Source organism: Pseudomonas azerbaijanorientalis (assembly GCF_019139795.1).
Lineage (GTDB): Bacteria > Pseudomonadota > Gammaproteobacteria > Pseudomonadales > Pseudomonadaceae > Aquipseudomonas > Aquipseudomonas laurylsulfatiphila.
Genome location: NZ_CP077078.1, coordinates 2,723,953 through 2,750,908, shown reverse-complemented (window position 1 = coordinate 2,750,908; position 26,956 = coordinate 2,723,953). Strand labels below are relative to the sequence as shown.

Here is a 26,956-nt window from a genome sequence, read left to right as displayed (position 1 = left end):
AAGTGCTTTTGCAGCAGGCCCTGGGATTTTTGAGGATCACCGATGAAGCTGGAAATTTTCCGTACGCTGTGGGGTTACACCGCCAGCAAGGCTCAGGCGCTCGAGGAGTTGCTGCAAGCGGGCTTTGATGGCATGGAAGCGCGCCTGCCACTGGACGCCCGCGAACGGGCTGAGTTTGGCGCCTTCCTCCAGGCCAACCGCCTGGGCTATATCAGCACCGTCTTCAGCGCCTACGACGTGCTGCCGGATCAGTCGGCAACGCCTGCCGTCCACCTCAATGACCTCGACCAGAAGCTCGCCTGGGCCGCTGAACTCTCCCCGCGCTTCGTCAACGTGCTGGCGGGCAACGACCGCTGGTCCTTGGCGCAACAGGTGGAGTTTTTTGGCCAGGCGCTGGAGCTGGCGCGCAAGCACGGTCAGGTCTGCAGTTTCGAAACCCATCGCTCGCGTTCGCTGTTCAACCCCTGGGTGACCCTGGAGTTGATCCGGCAACTGCCCGATCTGCTGTTCACCAGTGACATCAGCCATTGGGTCGTGACCTGCGAGCGCCTGTTGAATGATCCGGCCGACGACCTGAGCGCGTTCATCGAACGCGTTCACCACATCCAGGCCCGGGTCGGTTATGACCAGGGGCCGCAGGTTCCGCACCCGGCGGCGCCCGAATATGCAAAAGAACTGGCTTTCCATCAGCAGCACTGGGAAAGCATCTGGCGCTCGCAGCAGGCCCGCGGTTACCAGGTCAGCACCCTGACCCCGGAATTCGGTGCCGACGGCTACCTGCATCACCTGCCCTTCACCAATGTCCCGGTCGCCGACCTGTGGTCGTTGAACGTGTGGATGGGCCAGACCGAGCGCAAACACTTCGAGCGTTTCCACCACTCAAGCCATCCTTAGGGAGCCGATGCGTCATGCCTGACAATAAAAACAACAGCGCCAGCACTGACACACTCAAAGCCAACTTCAACAGCATCCCGGTGATCAACATCGCCGGTCTGTTCAGCTTTGAACTGGAACACCGCCTGGCCGTGGCCGAACAATTGGGGCGCGCCGCCAGCGAAGTCGGGTTTCTCTACATCACCCATCACGGTATCGACCCGCAACTGATCGCCAACCTGCGCAAGGCGGCCAAGGACTTTTTCGACCAGCCCCTCGACACCAAGATGCGCCACTACATCGGCACCTCGCAGACCCACAAGGGTTTTGTGCCCGAGGGCGAAGAGGTTTATTCCAAGGGCAAGCCGGACCACAAGGAAGCCTTCGACGTCGGCTTCGAAGTCCCGGCCGATGATCCGCTGGTACTGGCCAATACCCCATTGCTGGGGCCCAACGACTGGCCGCAGCTGGCAGGCTTCAAGGCATCGGTGCAGGCCTACTATGAAGCGATTTTCGCCTTGGGCCGGCGTCTGTTCAGCGGCTTCGCCCTGACCCTGGGCCTGGAAGAAAACTACTTCGACAGCCTGGTCACCCGTCCGCCGTCCAAGCTGCGCCTGATCCACTACCCGTTCGACGGTGCCGCCCATGACGCACCAGGGCTTGGCGCCCATACTGATTACGAGTGCTTCACCATCCTCCTGGCCGACAAACCAGGCCTTGAGGTGATGAACAATCTTGGCCAATGGATCGATGCACCACCGATTGCCGATGCCTTCGTGGTCAACATCGGCGACATGCTGGAGGTGATGACGGCAGGCGCATTCGTTGCCACTGCGCACCGGGTGCGCAGCGTGAAGGAGGAGCGTTATTCCTTCCCGCTGTTTTATGCCTGCGACTACCACACCCAGATCAAACCGCTGCCCGGATTCGCCCAGGCCGGCAATGACTATGAAGAGATCACGATCGGCGAACACATGTATGGCCAGGCGCTGCAGACCTATCAGTATCTGCGCCAGAGGGTGGCCAACGGGGAAGTTCAACTGCCAGGCAAGGCACGCAAGCCCGCCAGTTTCGGACATTTGAAAAATCAGGCGCAACCGTCCTGATTGAAGTTTTCAGCTAACCCCTACCTACGCCGGAGTCAGTAAATAATGAAAAACAATAAAATGAACCTCTTGAGCCTGGCTGTATTGGCAGCCGGCATGTTCGCAGCCACGGCGAGCATGGCCGCGGCAGAATCGTTCAAGGTCGGCATGGAGATCACCTACCCTCCTTTCGAGTCCTATGACAAGGACAAGAATGTGGTGGGTTCGGACCCCGAGCTGGCAACGGCACTGGCCAGGCACATGAACGCCAAGGTCGAGTTCGTCGACACCAAGTTCCCGAGCCTGATCCTGGGCCTTAACTCCGGCAAGTACGACGCGATCATTTCCGGCATGTACATCACGCCGGAGCGCCAGACCCAGGCCCAGACCATTGCGTACGCCAACACCGGCGCCGCGGTCATGGTGCCCCAGGGCAGCGAGATCAATGCGAAAAAACCGGAAGACCTGTGCGGCCTGAAACTGGGCCTGGAACAGGGCACGACCTGGGTCAAGCAATTCAGGAAGCTGTCCGACGAATACTGCGTGCCGAACAACAAAGGCGCCATCACCGTCAGCGAGTACCCTTCGGCGCCCGAAGTGACCCAGGCCTTGCTGTCCAGGAACATCCAGGCCCAGGTTGAAATCGCCGGTGCCGCCAAGATGATCGCGGAAAAGACCAATGGCCGGGTCGTGATCACCACCGAGCATCCGATCTATCAGCAAACCCTGGGCATCTTCGTCAAGAAAGGTAACGACGAAACTTACCAGGCCGTGCAGAAGGCCTTCGAGGAGACGAAAAAGAGCGGAGAATACGCAGCAATCCTCAAGAAGTATGGCCTGGAAGAACCGACCGCCAACTAAGAACCTGCCCTTGTAGTCTGGTTATCTGCCGTCCCTGCGCGGGGGCGGCAGATCGAGGTGTCCCATGCAATTCGATTGGTCGTATTTCTTCTCCCTGTTCTCCCTGCCGGACTTCTGGAATGCCTGCGTCACGGTCATCCAGCTCAGTGCCCTGGCCTGGTTCATCGGCATGCTGCTGGGCTTTGTCCTGGCCACCGCCAAGCTATCCCAAACGCCCTTGCTGCGCATTCCCGCAGCGGTCTACATCTGGTTTTTCCGCAGCATCCCGTTGCTGGTGCTGGTGGTGTTCGTCTACAACCTGCCGCAGTTGTTTCCCGGTAGCGGACCGATTCTGTCCAACCCCTTCTACTCCGGCCTGCTGGCCCTGGTGGTCACTGAAGCGGCGTACATGGCGGAGATCCATCGTGGCGGCCTGATTTCCGTGGCCAAGGGCCAGAAGGAAGCCGGGCGCGCACTGGGTGTCGGCGTGCTCGGCATGCAACGGCTGATCGTGATCCCCCAGGCGTTCCGTATTTCGTTGCCCACCCTGATCAATGAATACATCACAGTGGTCAAGCTGACTTCGCTGGTCTCGGTCATCTCCCTGACCGAAATCCTCACGGTCGGCCAACGCCTCTATGCCACCAACTTCCTGGTCATGGAAACCCTGGCCGCGGTGGGCGTCTACTACGTGTTGATCGTCACCGTATTCGGCTATTTCCTGCAGCGCCTGGAGCGCTACCTGGACCTGAACTTCCGCAAGCCGCACACACTCGACGCCGCCACTATTGCCAAGTTCAAGGCCAGCGCCGAAGCCTTGCCTGACATTGCGCGCAAAGCCGCAGGCAACAACACAACGCCGATCCTGCAACTGAACAACATCCAGAAAAGCTATGGCACCCACAAGGTGCTGCTGGGTATCGACCTGAGTGTCGATTACGGCCAGGTGGTCTCGATCATCGGGCCATCGGGCTCCGGCAAGACTTCGCTGATCCGTACGGTCAACGGCTTGGAAAGCATCGATACCGGCGACATCAAGTTGTTCGGCGAAACCTTCATCGAAGCCTCGGACAAACCCAACAGCTCGCGCCTGCGCAAAGGCGTGCGGCACATCGGCATGGTGTTCCAGAACTTCAACCTGTTCCCGCACCGCACCATCCTCGACAACATCACCCTGGCACCGCGGTACCACGGCCAGCCGGGCGAATTGAGCGAGCATCGTGCCTATGCGCTGCTGGACAAGGTCGGCCTGCTGGCCCATGCCCACAAGTACCCGCACCAGCTCTCCGGCGGCCAGCAGCAGCGCGTGGCGATCGCCCGGGCCCTGGCCATGGAGCCGCAGATCATGCTGTTCGACGAGCCGACCTCGGCCCTCGACCCGGAGCTGGTCAACGACGTGCTCAACGTGATCCGCGACCTGGCCAGGGAAGGCATGACCATGCTGATCGTGACCCACGAAATGGACTTTGCCATGTCGATCTCCGATCGGGTGATTTTCATGGAAAACGGCAATGTTCAACTCGATGCCGCACCTGAGACCATTCGCTGCGAAGCTGAAGGTGAGAGGGTACGACGCTTCATGGGCATCGGTGCCCGATCGACAAACCTGTCTGCAGCGGTGGATCACGCATGAATCTTGGAATTGCAGGACGCTGGGCGCTGGTGTGCGCCGCCAGCAAAGGCTTGGGTAAGGCCTGCGCACAGGCACTCGTCACCGAAGGCGTGAACCTGGTGATCACCGCACGGGGCGAAGACACGCTGAATGAAACAGCCCGTCAGCTGAGGGCGATAAATCCTGAAGTGACGGTCATAGCCGTAGCCGGAGACATTTCCACCGCCGAGGGTCGGGCGGCAGCGCTCAAGGCCCATGAGCATTTCGATATCCTGATCAACAACGCCGGCGGCCCTCCTCCCGGGGATTTCCGCGAATGGAATCGCGACGCCTGGCTCAAGGCGCTGGATGCCAACATGCTGACCCCTATCGAGCTGATCAAGGCAACCGTGGACGGCATGGCGGCACGCGGATTTGGCCGGATCATCAACATCACCTCGAGCGCCGTGAAGTCCCCGATCGAAAGCCTGGGCCTGTCCAACGGCGCGCGCAGTGGCTTGACGGGGTTCATTGCTGGGCTGGCCCGGCAGGAAAACATTGCCAGCCGCAATGTGACGATCAACAACCTGCAACCCGGCTCGTTCGACACCGATCGACTGCGCGACAACCTGGTCGCCGCTGCCCACGAAATGGGGCAAGACAGTGAGGCATTCCTTGACGAATGCCGTCGCGAAATTCCTGCCAGACGCTTCGGCTCACCCGAGGAGTTCGGTGCGCTGTGCGCCTTCGTCTGCAGCAGCCATGCGGGCTACCTGACCGGGCAAAACCTGTTGATTGACGGAGGGGCTGTTCGCTCCAGCCAGTGATGACGGCAGGCACCCCCATGCCATTGGTCAGCGCCATTTTCCTGTAGGAGCTGTCGAGTGCAACGAGGCTGCGATCTTTTGATTGTTTAAAAGCAAGATCAGAAGATCGCAGCCTGCGGCAGCTCCTACAAGTAACCACTCCATCTGAATGTGATCGCTTGCTACCCATTCCCTCAGGGCGACGGCAAGTAGTGCATCGTATGGGACTCCCCCATCAACAACGGACGATTCAGCTGCGCACAAGCGCGCAGATAGTCGGCTACCAGGGTGACCCGTTTGAGCTTGCGCAAGTCCTCGCTGTAATACATCCAGAACTGTCGCGTGACTTCCACTTCCCCCGGCAGCACTTCGCACAGGCGGGGATCGGGGCCGGCGAGGAAGCAAGGCAGGATGGCCAGCGCCCGCCCTTCCAGGGCTGCATGGTAATGGGCGACCACACTGGTGCTGCGCAGGCGGCAGTTGGCGCCAGGCATCAGGTCGTTCAGGTAGAGCAGCTTGAAGCTGAAGGCCAGGTCTTCGACGTAGGTCACGAACGGGTGGCCGGACAGGTCTTCACGACATTCGATCAACGGATGATTGGCCAGGTACTCCGGCGTCGCATACAGGCGCAGGCGGTAATCGCACAGTCGCGAGCACACGTATGGACCGCGTTCAGGCCGTTCCAGGGTGATGGCGATATCCGCCTCGCGCCGTGACAGGTTTATGAAGTGCGGGACCGGCAAAATATCCGCCGAGATATTCGGGTAGTGCTCGAGGAAATGGCTCATCTGCGCCGTGATGAAACAGGTTCCGAAGGCTTCCGTGCAACCAATGCGCAGATGCCCGGAGAGCCCCCCTGTGGTGCCGAAAACCTGTTCGCAAGCCACCAGCAGCGTACTTTCCAGGCTTTCGGCGTGGCTGACCAGACGCTGCCCTTCCACGGTCAGGACGAAACCTGAGGTTCGCGATTTCTCGAACAGCAGGGCGCCCAGGCACTGCTCCAGGGCACGGATGCGCCGCGACACCGTGGTGTAGTCCACTCCCAGGCGTCGAGCCGCACCGCTGGCGGTGCGAGCACGGGCAACTTCGAGGAAGAAACGCAAGTCGTCCCAGTTCAGCGGGGGCTGCGTTGTGCGTTTTTGCATATCCATCGAGCTTTTCTGCCAATACATATGGGAAATATGCCCTTATATACTCGCATCTCACCCAACTTGGCCAGCGTCGTTTTCCGGCCAGGAAAGTCCCCTCCCCAATAATAAATAACGAGGGCTGACAGCATGAGCGCATGGATAAACGCCGGCCTGCACGCCGGACACAAACAGCTGCGCAACAGCGCAATCGCGACCACGGTTCTCGTCTGCCATTGGCCCGATCCTCTGCTCGCCTCGCAGCCGATCAGGCCCGCCCTCCTGCACCGCCCACTCTCCTTCGCAAGATCGTCCAGGCGGCAATAACTCCAGCACATCAGCATTCAGGTGGCGTCCCGCATCGGGTCGCTGCCCGGGTACCCGTACGCCCCTCAAAAGGCCGAACAACAAAAACAACTAGAAAAAGCGGAGCCTCACCATGACGACTGACCATCCGAACCACACCCAGACCTGTGCACGGGTCAGGGCCAACCCCAAGTTCCAGCGCCTCACGCGCCAGCGTGCGCTGCTGGCCTGGACACTGAGCGGCGCGGTCCTGGCGATCTATTACAGCTTCATCATGGTGGTGGCTTTCGCTCCCGCCTGGTTGCACCTGCCGCTGTATGACGGCAGTCACCTCAGCCTCGGCATGCCAATCGGCGTGACGATCATCCTGTTGTCCTGGCTACTCACCGCCTGGTACGTGCACAGCGCCAACACCCGCTTCGACGTGCTCAGCTCGCAGATCCTCCAGGAGTCCCGCGCATGAAACGCCTGTCCGCCCTTCTCGCCCTCAGCCCTGTGCTGGCTCATGCCGATCCCATCATTGCGCAGAAGCAAGCGCTCAACCTGCACGCCATCGGCATGTTTTTCGTCTTCGTCCTCGCCACCCTGCTGATCACCTGGTGGGCGGCACGGCGCACCCGCTCCGCCGCCGATTTCTACAGCGCAGGCGGCGGTATCACCGGCTTTCAGAATGGCCTGGCAATCGCCGGTGACTACATGTCGGCCGCCACGCTGCTGGGCCTGTCGAGCCTGGTATTCGCCAAAGGTTACGACGGCTTCGTCTACATCATTGGCTTCTTTGTCGGCTGGCCGATCGTCACCTTCCTGATGGCCGAGCGCTTGCGCAATCTGGGCCGCTACACCTTCGCCGACATCGTCTCCTACCGACTCGATCAAACCCGCGTGCGCAGTTTCGCCGCCCTCGGATCGCTGACCGTGGTGTGCTGCTATCTGGTGGTACAGATGGTCGGTGCCGGCCAATTGATCAAGCTGCTGTTCGGTCTCGACTACCGCACGGCGGTGGTGGTGGTCGGACTGTTGATGCTGGTCTACGTGATCTTCGGCGGCATGCTCGCCACCACATGGGTACAGATCACCAAGGCAGTCCTGCTGCTGGCGGGCGGCACCACCCTGGTGCTGATGGCCCTGAGTCGCTTCGACTTCAGCTTCGAGACGCTGGCGGCCCAGGCTGTGGCGGTACATGCCAGCGGCGTGCAGATCATGGGCCCGGGCACCTTGCTGGCCGACCCGATCAACGCAGTGTCCTTATCCCTCGGTCTGGTCTTCGGCATTGCCGGCCTGCCGCACATCCTGATGCGCTTCTTCACGGTGCCCAATGCCAAGGAGGCGCGTAAATCGGTGCTGTTCGCCACGGTGTTCATCGGTTTCTTCTTCCTGGTGGTCTGCGTCCTGGGCTATACCGCCATCGTCATCGTCGGCACGGATCCGCAGTACTACGTCGATGGCAAGCTCGGCGGGGCCATGATCGGCGGCGGCAACATGGTGGCCATGCACCTGGCGAAGGCAGTGGGTGGCAACCTGTTTCTCGGTTTCCTCTCTGCCGTGGCTTTCGCCACCATTCTCGCCGTGGTGTCCGGTCTGGCCCTGGCCGGTGCCTCGGCCATCTCACATGACCTTTACGCCTCGGTGTTTAAAAAGGGCTGCGCCGACGAGAAACAGGAAATGCGCGTGTCACGCATCGCCACCGTTTGCCTGGGCATCGTGGCGATTTCCCTCGGCATTCTGTTCGAAGGCCAGAACATCGCCTTCCTGGTCGGCCTGACGTTCGGTATCGCCGCCTCGGCGAATTTCCCGGTACTGATCATGGCCATGTACTGGGGCGGCCTGACCACCCGCGGCGCCCTCTACGGCGGACTGACCGGCCTGGTCAGCGCCCTGGCCCTGGTGATCGGCTCGCCGTCGGTGTGGGTCGGCGTACTGGGGCATGCCCAGGCGCTCTTCCCTTACGACCAGCCAGCGCTGTTCTCCATGCCACTGGCCTTCCTCGTCATAGTGGTCGCCTCCAGGCTTGACCGCAGCGAACGCGCCGACCGCGAACGCGCTGCCTATGCCGACCAGTTCGTCCGTGCCCAGACCGGCCTTGGAGCGGCCATGGCCAGCAGTCACTGACGCTGATTTTTCCGGGGCTTTCGCCCCGAGCGCGAATCCGCTCCTTTGCTTCGCGCTTTTTTACACCCGCCCTGCGCCGCTCGGTGCAGGACACCCCCAATAGCGCCCTCCCTCGCCAACTCCAAGTGGCGCGGGAGCGGCTCGTCGACAACAAAAACAACAAAAGGCATCCAATGAAACCCACCACCCTCACTCTGTTCCTGGCCGGCAGCGGCCTCGCTGCACAGGCACAAGCCGACTTCCTGGCAGACAGCACGGCCAGGCTGGAGATGCGCAACTTCTACTTCAACCGCGACTTCCGCCAGGCTAATGCCACCCAGTCCAAGCAAGAAGAATGGGCCCAGGGATTCCTGCTGCGCTACGAATCCGGTTATACCGATGGCACGGTCGGTTTCGGTATCGATGCCCTTGGCCAGCTCGGCGTCAAGCTCGACTCCAGTCCTGATCGCGCCGGCACCGGCCTGCTCAAGCGCGACAGCCAGCCGCCCAGGCGCGCCAAGGACGAGTATGGCGAACTGGGCCTGACGGCCAAGTTCAAAGCGTCCAACAGCGTGCTCAAGCTCGGCACCCTGGCCCCGAAGCTGCCGGTGCTGCTGGCCAATGACTCGCGCCTGTTGCCGCAAACATTCCGCGGTGGCCAGTTGAATGTTCAGGAGATCAAAGGCCTGAGCGTCGACGCGGGGCGCGTGGATCGGGTCAACCAGCGCGACTCCTCGGACTACGAGAAAATGACCATCACCACCACCGGCGCCAAGGGCATTGTCGGTGGCCAGGCCCGCAGCGACGCCTTCAATTTCGCCGGTCTGGCCTACCAGTGGAACGAGCGGCTGAACACGGGCTACAACTATGGCGGCCTGGACGACTTCTATCACCAGCACCAGTTCAGTCTGGTCCACGTTCTGCCGCTGGGCCCAGGCCAGACGCTCAAGAGCGACCTGCGCTACGCCCGCTCCACCGACGATGGCCACAGCAACATCGACAACAATGCCTTCGGCGCCATGTTCACCTATGCCCTCGGCGGCCATGCCTTCGGTCTCGGTTACCAACGCATGAGCGGCGACACCGGCTTTGCCTACGTCAATGGCACCGACGCCTACCTGGTCAACTTCGTGCAGATCAACGATTTCGCCAACAAGGACGAACGCTCCTGGCAGGCGCGCTACGACTACAACTTCGCGGCCCTCGGCGTTCCCGGCCTGACCTTCATGACCCGCTACTTATCCGGCGACAGCATCGACCTGGGCGTCGGCAAACCCGACGGCCACGAATGGGAGCGCGACACCGACATCGGCTATGTGCTCCAGAGCGGCCCGCTGAAAAACCTCGGTCTCAAGTGGCGCAACGCTACGGTGCGCACCGCCCACTTCGGTAACGACCTCAACGAAAACCGCCTGATCCTCAGCTATACCCTGGCACTCTGGTAAGTCCCAGCACAAGGCGGGCGCTGCCTGCATCGCTTGACGGTGCCGGCAGCGCCCGCCTTGTGCATTCTGTCGATTCAACGATGCAGCAGGCCCATGCTTTTTTGCACAACATACGGGATTTTTTGAGCATTCTTATTTGATTTATGCCTGCCTATACTCGATTCAACCACCTGGCCATGAACCCGGTCAGTCCCAATAAAAATAAATAGGGCACCCACCGTGAAGCTATCCTTGCTTGCCGTCGTCTCCCCACTTTCAGGTACCCGCGCGCGTCTCGGGAGCCTCCAATGAACAACCACTGCCAACCCTTCCTGGCCGCTCGTGACTTCCTGCTGACCCACCGTACCGACTACGCCACTGCCGTACGTGACTTCCGCTGGCCGCAGCTGAACGAATTCAACTGGGCGCTGGATTACTTCGATGCCATGGCCGAAGGCAACCAGGCCAACGCCCTGTGGATCGTCGAAGAGGACGGCAGCGAACAACGCTACAGCTTCCAGCAACTGGCAGCGCGCTCCAACCAGGTGGCCAATCACCTGCGTGCCCTGGGCGTGCGCCGCGGCGAACGCATCCTGCTGATGCTCGGTAACGATGTCGCCCTGTGGGAAACCATGCTGGCCGCCTTCAAACTCGGTGCCGTGGTCATTCCCGCCACCGCCCTGCTGACCCCCGATGACCTGAGCGACCGCATCGAGCGCGGCCATGTTCGCCATCTGGTGGTCGGTAGCGCCCATGTCGACAAGTTCGACGGGCTGGGTGAAGGCTGCAGCCGCATCTGCGTCGGTCCGTCCCCCGCCGGCTGGACCCCGCACAGCGCCGCCAGCGAGCATTCCGAGCAGTTCGAATCAGAGGGTCGCACGCTAGCCACCGACCCGATGCTGCTGTACTTCACCTCCGGCACCACCTCCAAGCCGAAGATGGTGTTGCACAGTCACCAGAGTTACCCGGTCGGCCACCTCTCGACCATGTACTGGATTGGCCTGCAGCCGGGCGACCTACACCTGAACATCTCGTCCCCGGGCTGGGCCAAGCACGCCTGGAGCTGCCTCTTTGCACCGTGGAATGCCGGTGCCTGCATCTTCATCCACAACACCGCACGCTTCAGCGCGCCAGCCCTGCTCGGCGTGCTCGAGCGCTACGGCGTCACCAGCCTGTGCGCGCCGCCTACCGTGTGGCGCATGCTGATCCAGGAAGACCTGGCCAGTTACAAGACTCGCCTGCGCCTGCGCGAACTGGTGGGCGCCGGTGAGCCGCTCAACCCGGAGATCATCGAGCAGATCCTGCATGCCTGGGGCCTGTTGCTGCGCGACGGCTTCGGCCAGTCGGAAACCACCGCACTGGTCGGCAACACCCCTGGCCAGCGGCTCAAGCCGGGCTCCATGGGCCGTCCGTTGCCGGGCTACCGGGTGACCATGCTTGATCCCGATGGCGTGCCGGGTAACGAAGGCGAAGTGGCCCTGCCGCTGGACGTACGCCCGCTTGGCCTGATGCTGTGCTACGAGGACAGCCCGGAAAAGACCGCCGAAGTGATGCGCGACGGTTACTACCGCACTGGTGACACCGCACAGATCGACGACGAGGGCTACATCACCTTCGTCGGCCGTGCCGATGATGTGTTCAAGGCCTCCGACTACCGCATCAGCCCCTTCGAGCTGGAAAGCGCGCTGATCGAGCACCCGGCGGTGATGGAAGTGGCCGTGGTGCCAAGCCCCGACCCGGTGCGCCTGGCAGTGCCCAAGGCCTATCTGATCCTGGCCCATGACGCACAGGGCAGTCACGAACTGGCCGGCAGCATCCTCGCGTTCGCCCGCGAGCACCTGGCGCCCTACAAGCGGGTACGGCGCATCGAGTTTGTCAGCGAGCTGCCCAAGACCATCTCCGGAAAAATCCGCCGGGTGGAACTGCGGCAAATGGAAGTGCAGCGTCGCCAGGGCGACGCACGTGGCCCGCAGGAATACTTCGAAGAAGACTTCCCGCAACTCAAAGGCTGACCCCTGGGGCCGGCATGCCGGCCCCTCCCGAATCCAGACCCGACCACTCGGCCAACCACGCCGAGGGGACTCATTCGCCCTAACAAAAGCAGGCAGGACCCTTAAATGACCTCTTCCATCGTTCCCAGCGTCAAGCTTCTGATCAACGGCGAGTTCGTCGAATCGCGCAGCACCCAGTGGCGCGACGTAGTCAACCCGGCCACCCAGGAAGTCCTGGCCCGTGTGCCCTTCGCCACCGCAGAGGAAATGAACGCCGCCGTGGCCAGCGCCAGGCAAGCCTTCAAGACCTGGCGCAAGACCCCGATCGGTGTCCGTGCCCGTGTGTTCCTCAAATACCAGCAGTTGATCCGCGAAAACATCAAGGAACTGGCCGCCCTGCTTACCGCCGAGCAGGGCAAGACCCTGCCGGATGCCGAAGGTGACGTGTTCCGCGGCCTGGAAGTGGTCGAGCACGCCGCCAGCATCGGCAATTTGCAAATGGGCGAATTGGCCAACAACGTGGCCAACGGCGTCGACACCTACACCCTGCTGCAGCCGCTGGGCGTGTGCGCCGGCATCACCCCGTTCAACTTCCCGGCGATGATCCCGCTGTGGATGTTCCCGATGGCCATCGCCACCGGCAACACCTTCGTTCTCAAGCCATCCGAGCAGGATCCGCTGGTGACCATGCGCCTGGTGGAACTGGCGCTGGAGGCCGGGGTACCCAAGGGCGTGCTCAACGTCATCCACGGCGGCGTCGACGCGGTGAACCTGATCTGCGACCACCCGGACATCAAGGCCGTGTCCTTCGTCGGCTCGACCAAAGTCGGCACCCACGTCTACAACCGCGCCACCCAGAACGGCAAGCGCGCGCAGTGCATGATGGGTGCGAAAAACCATGCCATCGTCCTGCCCGATGCCAACAAACAACAGACCCTGAACAACCTGCTGGGTGCTTCCTTTGGCGCTGCCGGCCAGCGCTGCATGGCCCTGCCCGTGGTGATCCTGGTGGGTGAAGCGCAGACCTGGCTGCCGGACCTGATCGAACGAACCAAGACCCTCAAGATCAATGGCGGCACCGAGCCGGGCACCGACATCGGCCCGGTGATTTCCTGCGCCGCCCTGGAGCGTGTCAACGGTCTGATCGCCAGCGGCATCGAAGAAGGCGCCAGGCTCGAACTGGATGGGCGTAACCCGAGCGTGCCGGGCTACCGGGATGGCAATTTCGTCGGCCCGACCATTTTCTCCGGCGTCACTGCGCAAATGTCGGTGTACCGCGAAGAGATCTTCGGTCCAGTGTTGTGCGTCATGCACGCCGCCAACCTGGACGAGGCGATCGAGATCATCAACGCCAATCCGAACGGCAACGGCACTGCCCTGTTCACCCGTTCCGGCGCTGCCGCGCGGCACTTCCAGGAAGAGATCGACGTTGGCCAGGTCGGCATCAACGTGCCAATCCCGGTACCGGTCCCGCTGTTCTCCTTCTCCGGTTCGCGCGCCTCCAAGCTGGGCGACCTGGGTCCCTACGGCAAGCAAGTGGTGACCTTCTACACCCAGACCAAGACGATCACCCAGCGCTGGTTCGACGAGGACGACACCGGCGGCGCGGTGAACACCACCATCACCCTGAAATGACCTTTGCCGGCCGACGCCCTGCGTCGGCCTACGACAAGCGCGCAGGGTTTCCTGCGCCACTGCCCCCTATCGTAAAAGGTAGCCAACATGCATATCGGATTTCTCGGCCTGGGCAACATGGGCGGCCCAATGGCCCGCAACCTGCTCAAGGCCGGCCACAGCCTGACCGTCTTCGATCCCTTCCCCCAGGCGGTCGCCGCGCTGATGGAGGCCGGCGCCAGCGCCGCCGACTCACCCGCCGCCGTGGCCAAGGCCAGGGTTGAGGTGATCATCACCATGCTGCCGACCGCCGAGCACGTGAAGCAGGTCTATCGCGGCAAGGATGGCCTGCTGGCCAATATCGGCCCGGGCGTGCTGTTGATCGACAGTTCGACCATCGACCCGCTGAGCACCCGCGAGGTGGCCAAATACGCCCTTGCCCAAGGCAACCCGATGCTCGACGCACCGGTATCCGGCGGCACCGGAGGTGCGGCGGCGGGCACCCTGACCTTTATGGTCGGTGGCCCGGACAGCGTGTTCGACCAGGCCTTGCCGATCCTCTCGGCGATGGGCAAGAACATCGTGCACTGCGGCGCAGCAGGCAACGGCCAAGTGGCCAAGATCGCCAACAACATGCTGCTCGGCATCTCCATGGTCGGCGTCGCCGAAGCCATGGCCCTGGGCGTAGCCCTGGGCATGGACGCCAAGGTCCTGGCCGGGGTGATCAATACCTCCACCGGTCGCTGCTGGAGCTCGGAAATCAACAACCCGTTCCCGGGCGTACTGGAAAACGCTCCAGCCTCGCGTGGTTACAGTGGCGGCTTTGGCAGCGACCTGATGCTCAAGGACCTGGGCCTGGCCACTGAAGCGGCCAGGCACGCGCGCCAACCGGTCGCGCTCGGTGCCGTAGCCCAGCAGCTGTACCAGACCTTCAGCCTGCAAGGTAACGGCGGCCTGGACTTCTCCGCCATCATCAACCTGTTCCGCGGGGAAGCCTGAGCATGAGCGAGCAGCAAGCCCCGGTGCTGGCCAGCGTACGCAACCGTGTCGGCCACCTGACACTGAATCGGCCAAGCGCGTTGAACACCCTGGACCTGCCCATGGTGCGTCTGCTCTGCCGGCACCTGTGGGCGTGGGAGCAGGACCCGGAGATCGTCGCCGTGACCCTTCGCGGCGCCGGTGAAAAGGCCTTCTGCGCCGGTGGCGATATCCGCATGCTGTACGACAGCTACAAGGCCGGCAACAACCTGCATGAGCTGTTCCTCGAGGAGGAGTACGCCCTGGACGAGTACCTGCATGGCTACACCAAGCCAGTGCTGGCACTGCTCGATGGTTTTGTCCTCGGTGGCGGCATGGGCCTGGCCCAGGCCGCCTCGTTGCGGGTGATCACCGAGCGCACGCGGATGGGCATGCCGGAAGTCAGCATCGGATTTTTCCCCGATGTCGGCGGCAGCTATTTCCTGCCGCGCCTGCCAGGTGAACTGGGAACCTATCTGGGTATCACCGGCTGCCAGGTGCGTGCCGCCGATGCCCTCTATGCGAACCTTGCAGACTACTACCTGCCCAGCGAACGGCTGGCCGAACTGGATGCCTGCCTCGACCACCTGAACTGGACCGCTGCGCCCGTCGAAGACTTGCAGGACCTGCTCGCCGACATGGCCACCGAGCGACTTGCCGGTTCCGAGCTCAAGGCCTGTCGCCAGGCGATCGACGAGTATTTCGCCCTGCCCGATGTCCCGGCCATTCGCGCCGCGCTGCAGCGCGAACAACGCCCCGAGCTGCAAGACTGGGCCGAGCAGACAGTGAAGCTGCTCGACAGCCGCTCGCCATTGGCGATGGCCACGACGCTCGAGTTGTTGCGCCGTGGTCGTTACCTGAGCCTGGCCGAGTGCTTCGCCCTTGAGTTACACCTGGACTACCAGTGGTTCGACAAGGGCGACCTGATGGAGGGTGTGCGCGCCCTGATCATCGACAAGGACAAGTGCCCACGCTGGAACCCGCCAACCCTGACAGAACTGGTACCTGCCCGGGTGCAAGCCTTCTTCAACGACTTTGAACGCGCCTCCGGCAAGCCCGTACGCACCGCCTGATCGGCAGGAGACTTTGCAATGCACGATATCGAATTGACCGAAGAACAACGCATGATCCGCGACATGGCGCGCGACTTCGCCCGCAGCGAAGTTGCGCCGCATGCCCAGGCCTGGGAGAAGGCGGGCTGGATCGATGACGCCGTGGTGGCGCAGATGGGCGAGCTGGGCCTGCTGGGCATGGTCGTACCGGACACCTGGGGCGGCAGCTATACCGACTATGTGGCCTACGCCCTGGCCGTGGAAGAGATCTCGGCCGGCGACGGTGCCCTCGGCGCGCTGATGAGCATCCACAATTCGGTGGGCTGCGGCCCGCTGCTGAAATACGGCACCCCCGCGCAACAGGACAGCTGGCTGCCGCTACTGGTCAGTGGTCAAGCGATCGGCTGCTTCTGCCTGACCGAGCCACAGGCCGGCTCCGAAGCGCACAACCTGCGTACCCGTGCCGAACTGCGCGACGGTCAGTGGGTACTCAATGGTGCCAAGCAGTTCGTCAGCAACGGGGAGCGGGCAAAGCTGGCCATTGTCTTCGCCGTCACTGATGCGCAACTGGGCAAGAAAGGGCTGTCGGCCTTCCTGGTCCCCACTGACAACGCCGGATTCGTGGTCGACCGACGCGAACACAAGATGGGTATCAAGGCCTCAGATACCTGCGCGGTGACCTTGAACAACTGCACCATTCCCGAAGCCAACCTGCTGGGTGAACGCGGCAAAGGCCTGGCCATTGCCCTGTCCAACCTCGAAGGCGGTCGTATCGGCATCGCCGCCCAGGCCCTGGGAATCGCCCGCGCCGCCTTCGAGGCTGCCCTGGGCTATGCCCGCGAACGCGTCCAGTTCGGCAAGCCGATCATCGAACACCAAAGCGTGTCCAACCTGCTCGCCGACATGCACACCCGGCTCAACGCCAGCCGCCTGATGGTCCTGCATGCCGCGCGCCTGAAAAGCGCCGGGCAACCGTGCCTGTCCGAAGCCTCCCAGGCCAAGCTGTTCGCCTCGGAAATGGCCGAACGCGTGTGCTCCAGTGCCATGCAGATCCATGGCGGCTACGGCTACCTGGAAGATTACCCGGTGGAGCGCTACTACCGAGACGCACGCATCACCCAGATCTACGAAGGCTCCAGCGAAGTCCAGCGCCTGCTGATCGCCCGCGAACTGAGCCACTACGCACTCTGACCCCCTCGAGCCGGACGCAACTGCCGCCTCCGGCTTTCACCTGCCTTCCCACTCGCGGAGTTGCCCATGCCCGGCTTGCGCAATATTTCCATTAGCCGACGTCTGTGGCTGATTTTGCTGACATCCATCCTGATGCTGCTGATTCTCGCCGGCCTGATGCTCAAGCAAAGCCATGACGGCCTTTATGCGGCCAAGGCGCTGAAAACCCGCCACGTGGTCGAGACCGCCAGCGGCATCCTGCGCCACTTCCAAAGCCTGGAAGGCCAGGGCCTCAGTCGTGAGCAGGCGCAGCAGCAGGCCATCGCAGTCATGCGCGACTTGCGCTACGACGGCGAGGACTACTTCTGGCTCGAAGACCTCGACACGCGAATGGTCATGCACCCCAATGCCAAGCTTGAGGGCAAGCGCATGGCCGGTACACTCGATCCGGACGGCAAGGCGCTGTTCGACGAAATGGTCGCCACGGCCAAACGCGATGGCGCCGGGCTGGTGCACTACCGCTGGCCCAAGCCGGGTTCCGACGCGCCGGTGGAGAAGGTTTCCTACGTCGAACTGTTCAAGCCCTGGGGCTGGATTGTCGGCTCGGGCATCTACATCGACGACGTGCAGGTCGAGTTCCGCCGCCAGCTGCTCCAGGCTTTCGTCATATTGCTGACGATCACCCTGATGCTCAGTGCGCTGATCCTGTTGATTGCCCGCAGCATCGCCTCGCCACTGGCGCGGGTGGTCGATGCAATGGAGAACATCGCCAGCGGCGAAGCCGATTTGACCCGTAATCTGGATAACCGCTGGCGCGATGAACTGACAGACTTGAGCGGTCATTTCAACGTGTTCACCAACAAGCTCCGTGGCGTGATCAGCCAGTCCATGCAGTCCGCCGACAGTCTGGACCAGGCTTCGAAGTCCCTCGGTGAAATCGCCGCCGATAGCCAGAACCACAGCCAGCAGCAATCGCAGCAGATGGAGCTGGTCGCCACCGCCATCCATGAGGTCTCCTACGCCGTGCAGGAAGTGGCCAGGAACGCCGAGCACGCGGCCAACGAAGTTCGCCAGGCCGAAGAACAGGCACGCCGGGGCCAACACAACATTGACAGCAGCCTGCTCCAGATCGACCAGTTGTCCGATACCATCGGCCAGGCCGTCGAGGTAATCCAGAGCCTGGCCCGGGAAAGCACCCAGATCGGCAGCGTGCTGGAAGTGATCCGCGCCATCGCCGAGCAGACCAACCTGCTCGCGCTGAACGCCGCCATCGAGGCGGCGCGAGCTGGCGAGCAGGGTCGCGGCTTCGCGGTGGTGGCCGACGAAGTGCGCCTGCTGGCACAGCGCACCCAGCAGTCCACCGCGCAAATCCAGGACATGATCGAGCGCCTGCACGGCAACTCGGAAGCTGCTGTGGATGTCATCAATGCCAGCAGCCAGGCCGCTCGACAAACCGTGGAACAGGCCCACCAAACGGCTGAAAGCCTGCACCAGGTACTCGGCGCGCTGCGCAATGTCACTGAACTGAACGCCTCGATCGCCAGCGCCACGCTGGAGCAGTCACACGTGGTCGAAGACATCAACCAGAATGTGACCCGAGCAGCCTCTCTGGCCCACGAAAACGCCCAGGCAGCAGACCGGTCCAACGCGGCGAGCCAGGAGCTGGGCCAACTGGCGGGTCAGCTCAATCGGCTGTTGGGGCAGTTTCGCGTATGAGGTGGATGAGCAACATGCAGCCCTCCAAATCCCTTTTTGCCGTACCTGTCGACGAAGAGCGCAACACGCGCTACCTGGAAACTCGGCACAAGGCAGTCGAGCTGTTCGCCAGGCATGGTTTCAGCCGGGTCAGCATGCGCGACCTGGCCACTGGCCTGGGGATCACGGCCGGCTCCATCTATAACCACATCGATAGCAAAGAGGCATTGCTGTTTGAACTGATTGAGGAGCTCTACGAAGCGTTGCTTGATGGCGCCCGCCTGGTGACCCGGCGCAAATCCGCCCCCACTGCCCGACTGCACGGCCTGCTTGAGGCGCACCTGCGGCTCCACGAGCGCATGGCCGCGCATTTTCGCCTGGCTGAGTACGACCTCCATTGCTTGAGCTGCGAACAGCAGGCCTCGATCCTGACCCTGCGCGGGCGCTACGAAGAGCACCTGGTGGAGGCCATAGAGCAACTCACCGGTAAACCGGCTGGCACCACCCTGCGCGCGACCATGACCGGCATCGTTTCCCTGCTCAATCAACTGCCGGCCTGGGTCGGGAAGCCCCAGGCCGGCATTGGAGCACGCCGCAAGCTGCTGCATGAGATGGTGATGAGTACGCTGCAGGGTGCATTGCGTGCAACTCAGGCCGCAGACCTTGCGCACCAGGAAAAACCACCGCTCCAGCGCTTATGAAGCATGCAGTGGCCAAGCGAAGCCTTGGCCATCTGCCCTACGACCTTGCAGCGACGGCATCCCTGTCGATCAGCCTGTGAACCGAACCAGAGCTGCCAAAAAACTGTTCTGGAAACACGGCGCACTCGGCCAAAAAACAAGACCGCGCGCTATTTGAAACCTTGCGGCTGCGGTGAGGTAACCCTGGCCGCGCTCAAGGCGTCATCGCAGACTATTCTTGATCTGGGTAACCAACCGGTCGCACCGAAGGAGGTCACTCGTTTATGCACTGTGTCCTTTTCAAAACCCGATGATCCAACGGTCTGGGGCACCGCCCCAGGCACCTTTGCCTGCCCCTGAAACGGAGACGCCAGCATGAGCACCTTGCAACTTCACCCTGCGCTGGACAATGGTATCCAACCCGCAGCCGCGAATTTCACAGGCGGCACCCTGCAATGCCTGTGTGCGACCGACAAGGTCGAGGTGAGGATCGACGCACAAACCCTGCATAACCACGCATGCGGCTGCAGCAAATGCTGGAAACCACAAAACGCGATATTCGCTGTCATCGCCGTGGTGCCTCGAGATAAGGTCAGCGTCATTGCCCACGGCGAAAAACTGGAGATTGTCGACGCAGCCGCCACCATCCAGCGCCACGCCTGCAAGCAGTGTCACGCCCATCTCTTCGGGCGCATCGAGAACAAGGACCATGCGTTTTATGGCCTGGACTTCGTCCACACCGAGCTTTCGCCACAGAGTGGATGGGCGGCGCCAGGATTCGCGGCGTTCGTGTCCTCCATCATCGAAACCGGCACACCGCCAGGGCAAATGAAGGCGATCCGCGAGCGCTTGCGCTCGATCGGCCTGGAACCCTACGACTGCCTGTCCCCGGACTTGATGGATGCACTGGCCACCCATGTCGCCAAACAGAAAGGCCTGCTGCCCACCGCCTGATTGATTGGTCGCCGCGGTTTCTTTTCCGGACCGCGGCTCCGATTCACCTTGAGATTGAATCCCCCCCCCCCCGGAGGCTCATCTGACCCGCCGTCCGATGTAACGAACTATTTCGTGGATATTTACCTATAGAGTGGATCCTTATACGATGAGGCCCAAATCCACTGTTCTCCATCAGGCGCGAGCAAGCCATGTAAATTTAGTGCATGACAAAGCGACTTAAAGATCGAGCTTATAGATACGAAAAACCTTGCGCGGGCAAATACGCGAAACCGGATATGGACTCAGTCGCCCCCACATATAAATACAATATCATTGAGCACCCGAACAATGAACAGTACTAGCCCTCCGACTGATTTCCCCAATAACTTCAGCATCGTCATCGTGAATTACAAAACACCGGAAATCACCAAGATATGCTTAGAGTTATTGCACCAGCACGTGGGTGACAAGAACGTCCCAGTCTGGGTGGTTGACAACTACTCGGCCGATGAAAGCACTCAATATTTGCGAACACTTGACTGGATCAATTTAATCGAACGATCCGTTTCCGAACCGGAAGCAGGCCATATCGCGCACGGCAAGGCACTCGACATGGTGCTGGAGCGAGTCGACACCGATTACTTAATCCTGATGCATACCGATACGTTTGTGTTCGATAAAAATATTTTTCCGATGATACTGAACAAGTGCATCAATAATAAAAAAATCATAGCCGTCGGGTGTGTAGAGCAATTAAATCGTGGCACCGCGAGAACGCTTTGGCGCTTTAGCTCGCGCCTGTTCAAACACCACTACAGACGCCTAAAAATCTCCATGGGACTACGTTCTAGAGAACCAAAACCCTACAAAGAAGTCTATTTGAAGAGCTTCTTTACATTGTGGAACTGCAAACTCGTCAAACAGCACGGCATGCACTTTTCGATGGATGATCGCGTTCCTGGATATACCCTTCAAGACCAGATGACCCAGCTTGGTTATGTCGTTGAAACTTTATCGCCACGTAAAATCTTCAGCTATCTTGATCATATCCAGGCGGGCACTGTCGCAGCGACTGGCGGCTATGGAAAGACTCATAGACGAACCAAAATGTACAATAATATACTTAAACGCCTGAACAAGGGTGACGGCAAGGCTTAAGCTACGCCTACACGTATGAGCCAGTCACCCACGGGTCGTTATATCAAGTTATCGGAGCAATAATGGCAGTCATCACTCAGGCACTACCCATCACCCTCTCACCGGAGCTTGATTTCGACCAGAACGACGCCAGCGCCTTTGGTGAGTCATTGACCAGCCAATATGTTCAGGCTACGCCATTTCCGCACATAGTCATCGACAACTTCCTGCACGAAGACCTGATTGCAAGCATTTGCTCGAATTTCCCGGTTGAGCCAACCAACAACGAAATGCTCTACGAGCGCGGTTATAAAGGGCAACGAAAACGTCAAATCAGTCCCAACGAATGCTCGCCGTTTTTAAAGACCGTTTTCAATGCTTTCAATTCGGCACCCATGTTGCAGTTTCTAGAAAAGTTAACAGGCATCGAAGGCTTGATACCTGACCCCTACTTCACCGGTGGCGGCTTGCATGAAACGAAAAGCGGAGGCTTCCTGGGGGTACACTCGGACTTCAGGCTCAACAAAAAGCTTAACGTCGAGCGCAGACTGAATATCATTATTTATCTGAACGAAGACTGGAAAGACGAGTATGGAGGCAACCTGGAACTTTGGGATGTCAAGATGAAAACCTGCCTTAAAAAGGTCTTGCCCATTTACAATCGCTGCGTCATTTTCAATACAGACAAAGACAGCAATCATGGGCACCCGGAGCCTTTAACGACCCCAGAGCACATCACTCGCAGGTCTATAGCGCTTTATTACTACACCGCAGGCACCTTGGCGATCGATCCCGCGCAAAGAAACAAAACCCACTACAAACCGAGACCCAAAGATCGTTTCAGTCTCAAGTACTACATGAACAAATTAATCAAGAAGAAAAACTAAGCCATACCGCCAGACGATTGAGCTCGTGCTTTTCAGGCTTTAGCTCGGCGCCCGGTCGCGACCAGATCCGTCGAGCATCAGCACCTTTTGCATGGTCGCGCGCCGGCAAGCCGATAACCTCTGGATCGCTCCTGCTGCAAGGGTAACGGAACGGAAACGCGAACGAGGGTGTCAGCTGTTTAGACACCCCTGTTTCTTCCCTCAACCCAAATGAAGCGGTGAAGTCATGAACAACATCATCTACCTCGTTGGCGCCGTCGTGATCATCCTGTTTATCCTGTCGTTTGTCGGCTTGGTCTGAATCAGACTGCCAGATGCCAAAGGTAAAAAAGCCCGCTCAAAGCGCGGGCTTCGTAATCGGCTTTTTTATGGCGCGTGGCTCAAACTCTTGCGGAAATCGTCCTCCAGCTTTCGACAAACCTCTGCGATTATGCTTTTTCCGACTGCCGGGCCGGAGTAGCTGTCTACTTCCTCGCGGCACCGTTCGGCGGCATCATGGGCCTGCATGCTTTCCTTGTCTTGCGATGTATTGCTGACATAAAAGCCGACTGCCAGGTACAAGGTGATTGCGATAGTGATGCCGACGACGATCTTGCCGACCCGGCCAATTTTCTTTTCTGACGGTATTGGCCACCCGGGCGGGATTCGTATTTTTTGCCTGAGGTCAGATTGGCAGTGTTTACATAAAATGGCTTCAGCCATGATGACTTCCGCGCAATAGGGACAGCTCTTTTTTCCAGCCTCCACAGATGAAACTCCTTTTTCAAAACCAGATTCTATCCTGAACAGCTCTCAGATTCTTCGTCCTGCGATAGATCAGCGATGCCTTGGTTCGCCGTGGTGTGTGAGTACCGCACACGGTTGGGTCAAGGCCAATGGCTGTCACCCGCACTTTAGTTGACTAACGCCTAATTGTGTGGCCGGTGGTTATGGTGGTTATAGGGCCAGGAGGAGACCGCAGTATCTGCCGATGTACTTGCTGATGGGGCGGCCAACTCCTCCAGATGGGTAATGATGTCGTCCGGTTTGAGCACCAGTACGTCACTGTCCAGGGTGTCCAGAATCATTTCGGCGGTATTGCCGATCAACGCGCCGGACAGGCCGGTACGGGCCACACTACCGATCACCGTGAGCACGGCTTCGAGCTTGTGCGCGACGTACGGGATCAGAACATCGGCAGAACCTTCCTCGATATGCAGGCGTTCGTCGCTGACGTCGAATTCGGCCTGGAATGTCTTGCACAGGTCGCGATAGAGAGCCTGAATGCTCTCTTTGAGTTGGAGTACGGGGTCGGCCGCCGACAGCATGGGATAGGGGTGGGCGCTCATCATGTGCAGAGTGCCGCCAGCCAGTGCGGCGATGTCATAGCCGTGGCTGACTATGCCGGAATGCAGGACGCGATGCTCCATATCACTGCTGCCAGCATCAATGGCCGCGAGAATGGTGCCACCGGTCCAGGGCCTCGGGGTTTTTACTATAAGCACCGGGCAGGGGCAGTATCGCAGTAGCTTCCAGTCCTCGGGGGTGAGAAGGGCTTTCATCAGCGGGGTGTCGGGCAGGTGCTGTTTGATCACCAGGCCACAGCCCTCCGCCCGTTGGGCGGCGATGATGGTCTTGTGTGAACTCCCATGCCAGGCCTGCTGGGCGCTGACGCTGTAACCCTCCTGTGCCAAGCCTTCATGCATGTCGCTCAGGTAGGAGCAATGGTGTTGTCCCTTGTCGCAGGCTAGCAGATGCAGGTGTGACCGGGTGGCGCTGGCAATCATTTTGGCTCTGTTCAGGATCAGGTCCTTGGACTGCTTCGAATCCACCACCACCAAGGTGTTGCGAATGGTGTGCATGAGCGTCTTCCTGTGCGTGAGTACAGTTTTTGTGTGGGGAGGCGCTCTTGGCCTATGCCCCTTCGGCGGGTTGTACGCGTTACTGGCCAACCCTTGCCCGCCCGTCAACCGGAATCTCACTTACCGACATCATGCACGCGACAGCTAAAATCGAATTCTGCCAGCTCAGTCCAATTGTTAACGCTTGAATCGACCTGGCTTTAATTACCGGTACGGGTGCTGATCGCTCATGCAACTGCGCAAGCTGACTCCACAGCGCTGGCAGGTTTGCCCCATTGCATCTATATTGAGTTGTAACGCGGCCGGTACACTTGATGCCGGATGAACTGCGTTACTTCTTGCTGGTTGCGCTGCTGGCAAAGAAAGCGCGTGAGCGTCTGCCGCTTTCAATGTCGTACCTGCCTGCGCCTATCCGCCTGCGCTAATTATTACGCTCAGGTGGATACCCCCGAACCTGGTGGAATAAATCGAGTTGCACTCTTGCGGGCATTTTCTGCGCGCTCAATTCAGTGGCTAAGTATGGTGGCTATTCTGCTTAAAGCTTAGGTAGTTGGTCGACTGAGTTAGTTGATTTTCACCTAAGGAATCTCTGTACAAACCCCATTCGATCTGATGAAAAAGCACCGCTCTTCCTCAGGCTCAGGGTAACCGTCCGGCCAACTCATCTTCCTGTCGCCGATTATTGAAGTGATGGGCCAGGAAGATGTGTTGGCCGAATGGTGTTACGAGTTCCTGGAGGACAAATTCGATGCACAGCCATACCCAACATCCACTGCCACTCTGTCAAATTTTGTAATAACTCGTCTTGTATGAGGTGTCCCGAAACATTGTAGGATTTCATCCCCAATTTTTTTCAGGTCTATATGAGCACCCTCCTGGAGCCTCCCAGTAGCTTTTTTCAATCCACACCTTGTATCAGTTCGTTCTCCGCTATCAGGCGTAGAACTCGTTTTTCAAGATCGCTTAATCTCGAAATCTCGTCTGTAGATTTCTCGGCGATTACCTTCCCCAAGACGAACGGTGTCATCTCCAAAGCTTTACCTCCTTGCATACGCTTGGGGAAGCCTTTCTCTCTTGTGCCTTTTGCCCTGAACATCAATTCCGCTCCGCCGAGCGGGAGTCCGTGTTTTCGTGCAATTTACTCATTCGCCCTGACTCTTCGAGAGATTGAATAATCCCTATGGAATGGATTGCTGACCCCACGGCATGGCTTGGCCTGCTGACCCTGATCGTGCTGGAGCTGGTGCTCGGCATCGATAACCTTGTATTCATTGCCATCCTGGCTGACAAGCTGCCGCCAGAGCAGCGAGATCGTGCGCGTGTCATCGGCCTATCCCTTGCGTTGTTGATGCGTCTTGGCTTGCTGGCCAGCATCTCCTGGATGGTCACCCTTACCGAACCTTTGTTCGAGGTCTTTGCCAAGACGTTCTCGGGCCGAGACTTGATCATGCTGTTCGGTGGTGTGTTCCTGTTGTTCAAGGCAACCATGGAATTGCATGAGCGACTCGAAGGACATGTGACAGAACGTTCAGGTAATGCGGCCTATGCGATGTTCTGGCCTATCGTTGCGCAGATTGTGGTGCTGGATGCAGTCTTCTCGCTGGACGCTGTGATCACTGCTGTGGGTATGGTGGAACACCTGTCGGTCATGATGATCGCTGTGATTTTTTCCATTGGTCTGATGATCATCGCAAGTAAGCCGCTGACTAACTTCGTCAACGGGCACCCAACCGTCATCATGCTCTGCCTGGGCTTTTTGATGATGATCGGCTTCAGCCTCACCGCTGAGGGCCTGGGCTTCCACATTCCGAAAGGCTATCTGTACGCGGCAATTGGTTTCTCGATCCTGATCGAACTGTTCAACCAGTTGGCTCGCTCACGTCGCAAGAAGAGCCTGCATGGTCTTCGCCCCATGCGTGAGCGTACTGCGCATGCCGTGATGCGTTTGCTGGGTGGTCACAAGTTGGGGGCAGATGAAGTCGGCGAGGAAATCGCTGATATGCTGTCAGGCGCAGATGCCGATCAGGTTTTCCACCGACGGGAACGCGTAATGATCAGTGGTGTGCTTCAGTTAGCGGAACGCCCGATACGTGGTGTTATGACCCCCCGTGCAGAAATCGACCACATTGACTTGGCCGACTCTCCAGAAGAAATCCGCACAAGGCTGATGCACTCGTCGTACTCCAGGTTGCCGTTGATCCGGGAGGGACGCGTTGATGAGCCGTTGGGGTTCATCCACAAGAAGGAGTTGCTCAAAGAGCTGTTGGCAGGTAACCAGCCCAATCTGGAAGCCATGGCCCGCAAGGCTTTCAACTTGCTGGACAGTTTCACGATCCTGAACGCGCTGGAACAGATGCGTAAGGAATCGACCCACATCGCTTTTGTGGTGAACGAGTTCGGTGACTTCATTGGTCTTCTCACCATGACCGACATTCTGGAATCTATTGCAGGTGAACTGCCGGATGCCAGTGAAATCGAAGGCCCGAACATCGTTGCCGAGGATGGAGGTTTCCTCGTCAGCGGTGCACTGAATCTCAGCCAGATTCGCGAACACACCGGTTTCCAGGCGAAAGCGACCGATGACTACCAAACGCTCGCAGGGTTGGTCATGAGCTTGCTGGATCGCTTGCCTATCATTGGAGACAAGCTCAATTGGCAGGAGTGGAGCATGACCGTTGTCGAGGTTGAAGAGCGCAGAGTGACGAGGGTGCTGTTACGTAAAGAGTGAGAATAAAAAACAAGGCCGCATTTGCGGCCTTGTCTGTTTTCAGGGTATTACTCGTGCGAATGTCCGTG

Annotated in this window: 22 protein-coding genes and 1 pseudogene; 20 read left to right on the top strand and 3 right to left on the bottom strand. The window is 59.8% G+C overall.

What is annotated here, in order from left to right:
* Nucleotides 1-42 precede the first annotated feature (42 nt).
* The 5 genes from KSS91_RS12125 to KSS91_RS12105 all read left to right on the top strand — a co-directional run bounded on the left by KSS91_RS12125 (nucleotide 43) and on the right by KSS91_RS12105 (nucleotide 5,216).
* Nucleotides 43-894, top strand: coding sequence for a sugar phosphate isomerase/epimerase family protein (locus KSS91_RS12125; protein ID WP_217838090.1), 852 nt, complete (start codon nucleotides 43-45; stop codon nucleotides 892-894).
* Between the two features lie 14 nt (nucleotides 895-908).
* Nucleotides 909-1,979 carry an isopenicillin N synthase family dioxygenase gene (locus KSS91_RS12120; RefSeq protein WP_015094782.1) on the top strand — a complete coding sequence of 357 codons (1,071 nt, stop codon included), beginning with the start codon at nucleotides 909-911 and terminating at the stop codon, nucleotides 1,977-1,979.
* 45 nt (nucleotides 1,980-2,024) lie between these two features.
* Nucleotides 2,025-2,819 carry an ABC transporter substrate-binding protein gene (locus KSS91_RS12115; protein ID WP_217838089.1) on the top strand — a complete coding sequence of 265 codons (795 nt, stop codon included), beginning with the start codon at nucleotides 2,025-2,027 and terminating at the stop codon, nucleotides 2,817-2,819.
* A 64-nt stretch (nucleotides 2,820-2,883) separates the two neighbouring features.
* Nucleotides 2,884-4,431: an amino acid ABC transporter permease/ATP-binding protein gene (locus KSS91_RS12110; RefSeq protein ID WP_217838088.1), complete on the top strand. Its 1,548-nt coding sequence runs from the start codon at nucleotides 2,884-2,886 to the stop codon at nucleotides 4,429-4,431.
* Nucleotides 4,428-5,216: an SDR family oxidoreductase gene (locus KSS91_RS12105; protein WP_217838087.1), complete on the top strand. Its 789-nt coding sequence runs from the start codon at nucleotides 4,428-4,430 to the stop codon at nucleotides 5,214-5,216. The genes KSS91_RS12110 and KSS91_RS12105 overlap by 4 nt, the downstream gene beginning before the upstream one ends.
* 173 nt (nucleotides 5,217-5,389) lie before the next feature.
* Here KSS91_RS12105 and KSS91_RS12100 read toward each other — a convergent pair whose 3' ends face one another.
* Complete coding sequence (locus KSS91_RS12100) at nucleotides 5,390-6,367, bottom strand: LysR family transcriptional regulator (RefSeq protein WP_217838086.1); 978 nt, start codon at nucleotides 6,365-6,367, stop codon at nucleotides 5,390-5,392.
* 394 nt (nucleotides 6,368-6,761) lie between these two features.
* Here KSS91_RS12100 and KSS91_RS12095 point away from each other — a divergent pair, with 394 nt between their 5' ends.
* The 14 genes and pseudogenes from KSS91_RS12095 (at nucleotide 6,762) to KSS91_RS12035 (ending at nucleotide 22,319) form a co-directional block, all read left to right on the top strand.
* Entirely contained in the window at nucleotides 6,762-7,091 is a 330-nt protein-coding gene (locus KSS91_RS12095; protein ID WP_015094777.1) for a DUF485 domain-containing protein, read from the top strand.
* Nucleotides 7,088-8,737, top strand: a complete 1,650-nt coding sequence (locus tag KSS91_RS12090; RefSeq protein ID WP_217838085.1) for a cation acetate symporter — start codon at nucleotides 7,088-7,090, stop codon at nucleotides 8,735-8,737. The genes KSS91_RS12095 and KSS91_RS12090 overlap by 4 nt, the downstream gene beginning before the upstream one ends.
* Before the next feature lie 173 nt (nucleotides 8,738-8,910).
* Nucleotides 8,911-10,161, top strand: coding sequence for an OprD family porin (locus KSS91_RS12085; RefSeq protein WP_217838084.1), 1,251 nt, complete (start codon nucleotides 8,911-8,913; stop codon nucleotides 10,159-10,161).
* A gap of 287 nt (nucleotides 10,162-10,448) precedes the next feature.
* Entirely contained in the window at nucleotides 10,449-12,152 is a 1,704-nt protein-coding gene (locus KSS91_RS12080) for an AMP-binding protein (RefSeq protein ID WP_217838083.1), read from the top strand.
* 105 nt (nucleotides 12,153-12,257) lie between these two features.
* Complete coding sequence (locus KSS91_RS12075) at nucleotides 12,258-13,766, top strand: CoA-acylating methylmalonate-semialdehyde dehydrogenase (RefSeq protein ID WP_015094773.1); 1,509 nt, start codon at nucleotides 12,258-12,260, stop codon at nucleotides 13,764-13,766.
* Nucleotides 13,767-13,853: 87 nt separating this feature from the next.
* Nucleotides 13,854-14,744, top strand: coding sequence for a 3-hydroxyisobutyrate dehydrogenase (gene mmsB / locus KSS91_RS12070; protein ID WP_217838082.1), 891 nt, complete (start codon nucleotides 13,854-13,856; stop codon nucleotides 14,742-14,744).
* Nucleotides 14,745-14,746: 2 nt separating this feature from the next.
* Nucleotides 14,747-15,835, top strand: coding sequence for an enoyl-CoA hydratase/isomerase family protein (locus KSS91_RS12065; RefSeq protein WP_217838081.1), 1,089 nt, complete (start codon nucleotides 14,747-14,749; stop codon nucleotides 15,833-15,835).
* An 18-nt stretch (nucleotides 15,836-15,853) separates the two neighbouring features.
* Nucleotides 15,854-17,005: an acyl-CoA dehydrogenase family protein gene (locus KSS91_RS12060; protein ID WP_217838080.1), complete on the top strand. Its 1,152-nt coding sequence runs from the start codon at nucleotides 15,854-15,856 to the stop codon at nucleotides 17,003-17,005.
* A 66-nt stretch (nucleotides 17,006-17,071) separates the two neighbouring features.
* A pseudogene (locus tag KSS91_RS28750) lies at nucleotides 17,072-17,842 on the top strand (cache domain-containing protein); the annotation flags it as partial.
* Nucleotides 17,843-17,872: 30 nt separating this feature from the next.
* Nucleotides 17,873-18,700 (top strand): methyl-accepting chemotaxis protein, encoded by an 828-nt coding sequence (locus KSS91_RS28745; RefSeq protein WP_437179750.1) that lies wholly within the window; start codon nucleotides 17,873-17,875, stop codon nucleotides 18,698-18,700.
* Nucleotides 18,697-19,380: a TetR/AcrR family transcriptional regulator gene (locus KSS91_RS12050; RefSeq protein WP_217838078.1), complete on the top strand. Its 684-nt coding sequence runs from the start codon at nucleotides 18,697-18,699 to the stop codon at nucleotides 19,378-19,380. The genes KSS91_RS28745 and KSS91_RS12050 overlap by 4 nt, the downstream gene beginning before the upstream one ends.
* 354 nt (nucleotides 19,381-19,734) lie before the next feature.
* Nucleotides 19,735-20,313: an S-(hydroxymethyl)glutathione synthase gene (gene gfa, locus KSS91_RS12045; RefSeq protein ID WP_217838077.1), complete on the top strand. Its 579-nt coding sequence runs from the start codon at nucleotides 19,735-19,737 to the stop codon at nucleotides 20,311-20,313.
* A 330-nt stretch (nucleotides 20,314-20,643) separates the two neighbouring features.
* Nucleotides 20,644-21,453, top strand: coding sequence for a glycosyltransferase family 2 protein (locus KSS91_RS12040; RefSeq protein WP_217838076.1), 810 nt, complete (start codon nucleotides 20,644-20,646; stop codon nucleotides 21,451-21,453).
* Between the two features lie 62 nt (nucleotides 21,454-21,515).
* Nucleotides 21,516-22,319 carry a 2OG-Fe(II) oxygenase gene (locus KSS91_RS12035; protein WP_015094749.1) on the top strand — a complete coding sequence of 268 codons (804 nt, stop codon included), beginning with the start codon at nucleotides 21,516-21,518 and terminating at the stop codon, nucleotides 22,317-22,319.
* 366 nt (nucleotides 22,320-22,685) lie between these two features.
* Here KSS91_RS12035 and KSS91_RS12030 read toward each other — a convergent pair whose 3' ends face one another.
* Together KSS91_RS12030 and KSS91_RS12025 are read right to left on the bottom strand one after the other, a co-directional pair.
* Nucleotides 22,686-23,021: a hypothetical protein gene (locus tag KSS91_RS12030; protein ID WP_225923744.1), complete on the bottom strand. Its 336-nt coding sequence runs from the start codon at nucleotides 23,019-23,021 to the stop codon at nucleotides 22,686-22,688.
* Nucleotides 23,022-23,227: 206 nt separating this feature from the next.
* Nucleotides 23,228-24,160, bottom strand: coding sequence for a universal stress protein (locus KSS91_RS12025; RefSeq protein ID WP_217838074.1), 933 nt, complete (start codon nucleotides 24,158-24,160; stop codon nucleotides 23,228-23,230).
* Between the two features lie 1,180 nt (nucleotides 24,161-25,340).
* On the opposite strand from KSS91_RS12025, the gene KSS91_RS12020 reads away from it, so the two are divergent.
* Nucleotides 25,341-26,888 carry a TerC family protein gene (locus tag KSS91_RS12020; protein ID WP_015094744.1) on the top strand — a complete coding sequence of 516 codons (1,548 nt, stop codon included), beginning with the start codon at nucleotides 25,341-25,343 and terminating at the stop codon, nucleotides 26,886-26,888.
* The last annotated feature ends 68 nt before the right edge of the window (nucleotides 26,889-26,956 follow it).

Coding starts and splice junctions, on each gene's coding strand:
- KSS91_RS12125 (WP_217838090.1), top strand. CDS start 43: ATGAAGCTGGAAATTTTCCGTACGCTGTGGGGTTACACCGCCAGCAAG.
- KSS91_RS12120 (WP_015094782.1), top strand. CDS start 909: ATGCCTGACAATAAAAACAACAGCGCCAGCACTGACACACTCAAAGCC.
- KSS91_RS12115 (WP_217838089.1), top strand. CDS start 2,025: ATGAAAAACAATAAAATGAACCTCTTGAGCCTGGCTGTATTGGCAGCC.
- KSS91_RS12110 (WP_217838088.1), top strand. CDS start 2,884: ATGCAATTCGATTGGTCGTATTTCTTCTCCCTGTTCTCCCTGCCGGAC.
- KSS91_RS12105 (WP_217838087.1), top strand. CDS start 4,428: ATGAATCTTGGAATTGCAGGACGCTGGGCGCTGGTGTGCGCCGCCAGC.
- KSS91_RS12100 (WP_217838086.1), bottom strand. CDS start 6,367: ATGTATTGGCAGAAAAGCTCGATGGATATGCAAAAACGCACAACGCAG.
- KSS91_RS12095 (WP_015094777.1), top strand. CDS start 6,762: ATGACGACTGACCATCCGAACCACACCCAGACCTGTGCACGGGTCAGG.
- KSS91_RS12090 (WP_217838085.1), top strand. CDS start 7,088: ATGAAACGCCTGTCCGCCCTTCTCGCCCTCAGCCCTGTGCTGGCTCAT.
- KSS91_RS12085 (WP_217838084.1), top strand. CDS start 8,911: ATGAAACCCACCACCCTCACTCTGTTCCTGGCCGGCAGCGGCCTCGCT.
- KSS91_RS12080 (WP_217838083.1), top strand. CDS start 10,449: ATGAACAACCACTGCCAACCCTTCCTGGCCGCTCGTGACTTCCTGCTG.
- KSS91_RS12075 (WP_015094773.1), top strand. CDS start 12,258: ATGACCTCTTCCATCGTTCCCAGCGTCAAGCTTCTGATCAACGGCGAG.
- mmsB (WP_217838082.1), top strand. CDS start 13,854: ATGCATATCGGATTTCTCGGCCTGGGCAACATGGGCGGCCCAATGGCC.
- KSS91_RS12065 (WP_217838081.1), top strand. CDS start 14,747: ATGAGCGAGCAGCAAGCCCCGGTGCTGGCCAGCGTACGCAACCGTGTC.
- KSS91_RS12060 (WP_217838080.1), top strand. CDS start 15,854: ATGCACGATATCGAATTGACCGAAGAACAACGCATGATCCGCGACATG.
- KSS91_RS28745 (WP_437179750.1), top strand. CDS start 17,873: ATGCAGTCCGCCGACAGTCTGGACCAGGCTTCGAAGTCCCTCGGTGAA.
- KSS91_RS12050 (WP_217838078.1), top strand. CDS start 18,697: ATGAGGTGGATGAGCAACATGCAGCCCTCCAAATCCCTTTTTGCCGTA.
- gfa (WP_217838077.1), top strand. CDS start 19,735: ATGAGCACCTTGCAACTTCACCCTGCGCTGGACAATGGTATCCAACCC.
- KSS91_RS12040 (WP_217838076.1), top strand. CDS start 20,644: ATGAACAGTACTAGCCCTCCGACTGATTTCCCCAATAACTTCAGCATC.
- KSS91_RS12035 (WP_015094749.1), top strand. CDS start 21,516: ATGGCAGTCATCACTCAGGCACTACCCATCACCCTCTCACCGGAGCTT.
- KSS91_RS12030 (WP_225923744.1), bottom strand. CDS start 23,021: ATGGCTGAAGCCATTTTATGTAAACACTGCCAATCTGACCTCAGGCAA.
- KSS91_RS12025 (WP_217838074.1), bottom strand. CDS start 24,160: ATGCACACCATTCGCAACACCTTGGTGGTGGTGGATTCGAAGCAGTCC.
- KSS91_RS12020 (WP_015094744.1), top strand. CDS start 25,341: ATGGAATGGATTGCTGACCCCACGGCATGGCTTGGCCTGCTGACCCTG.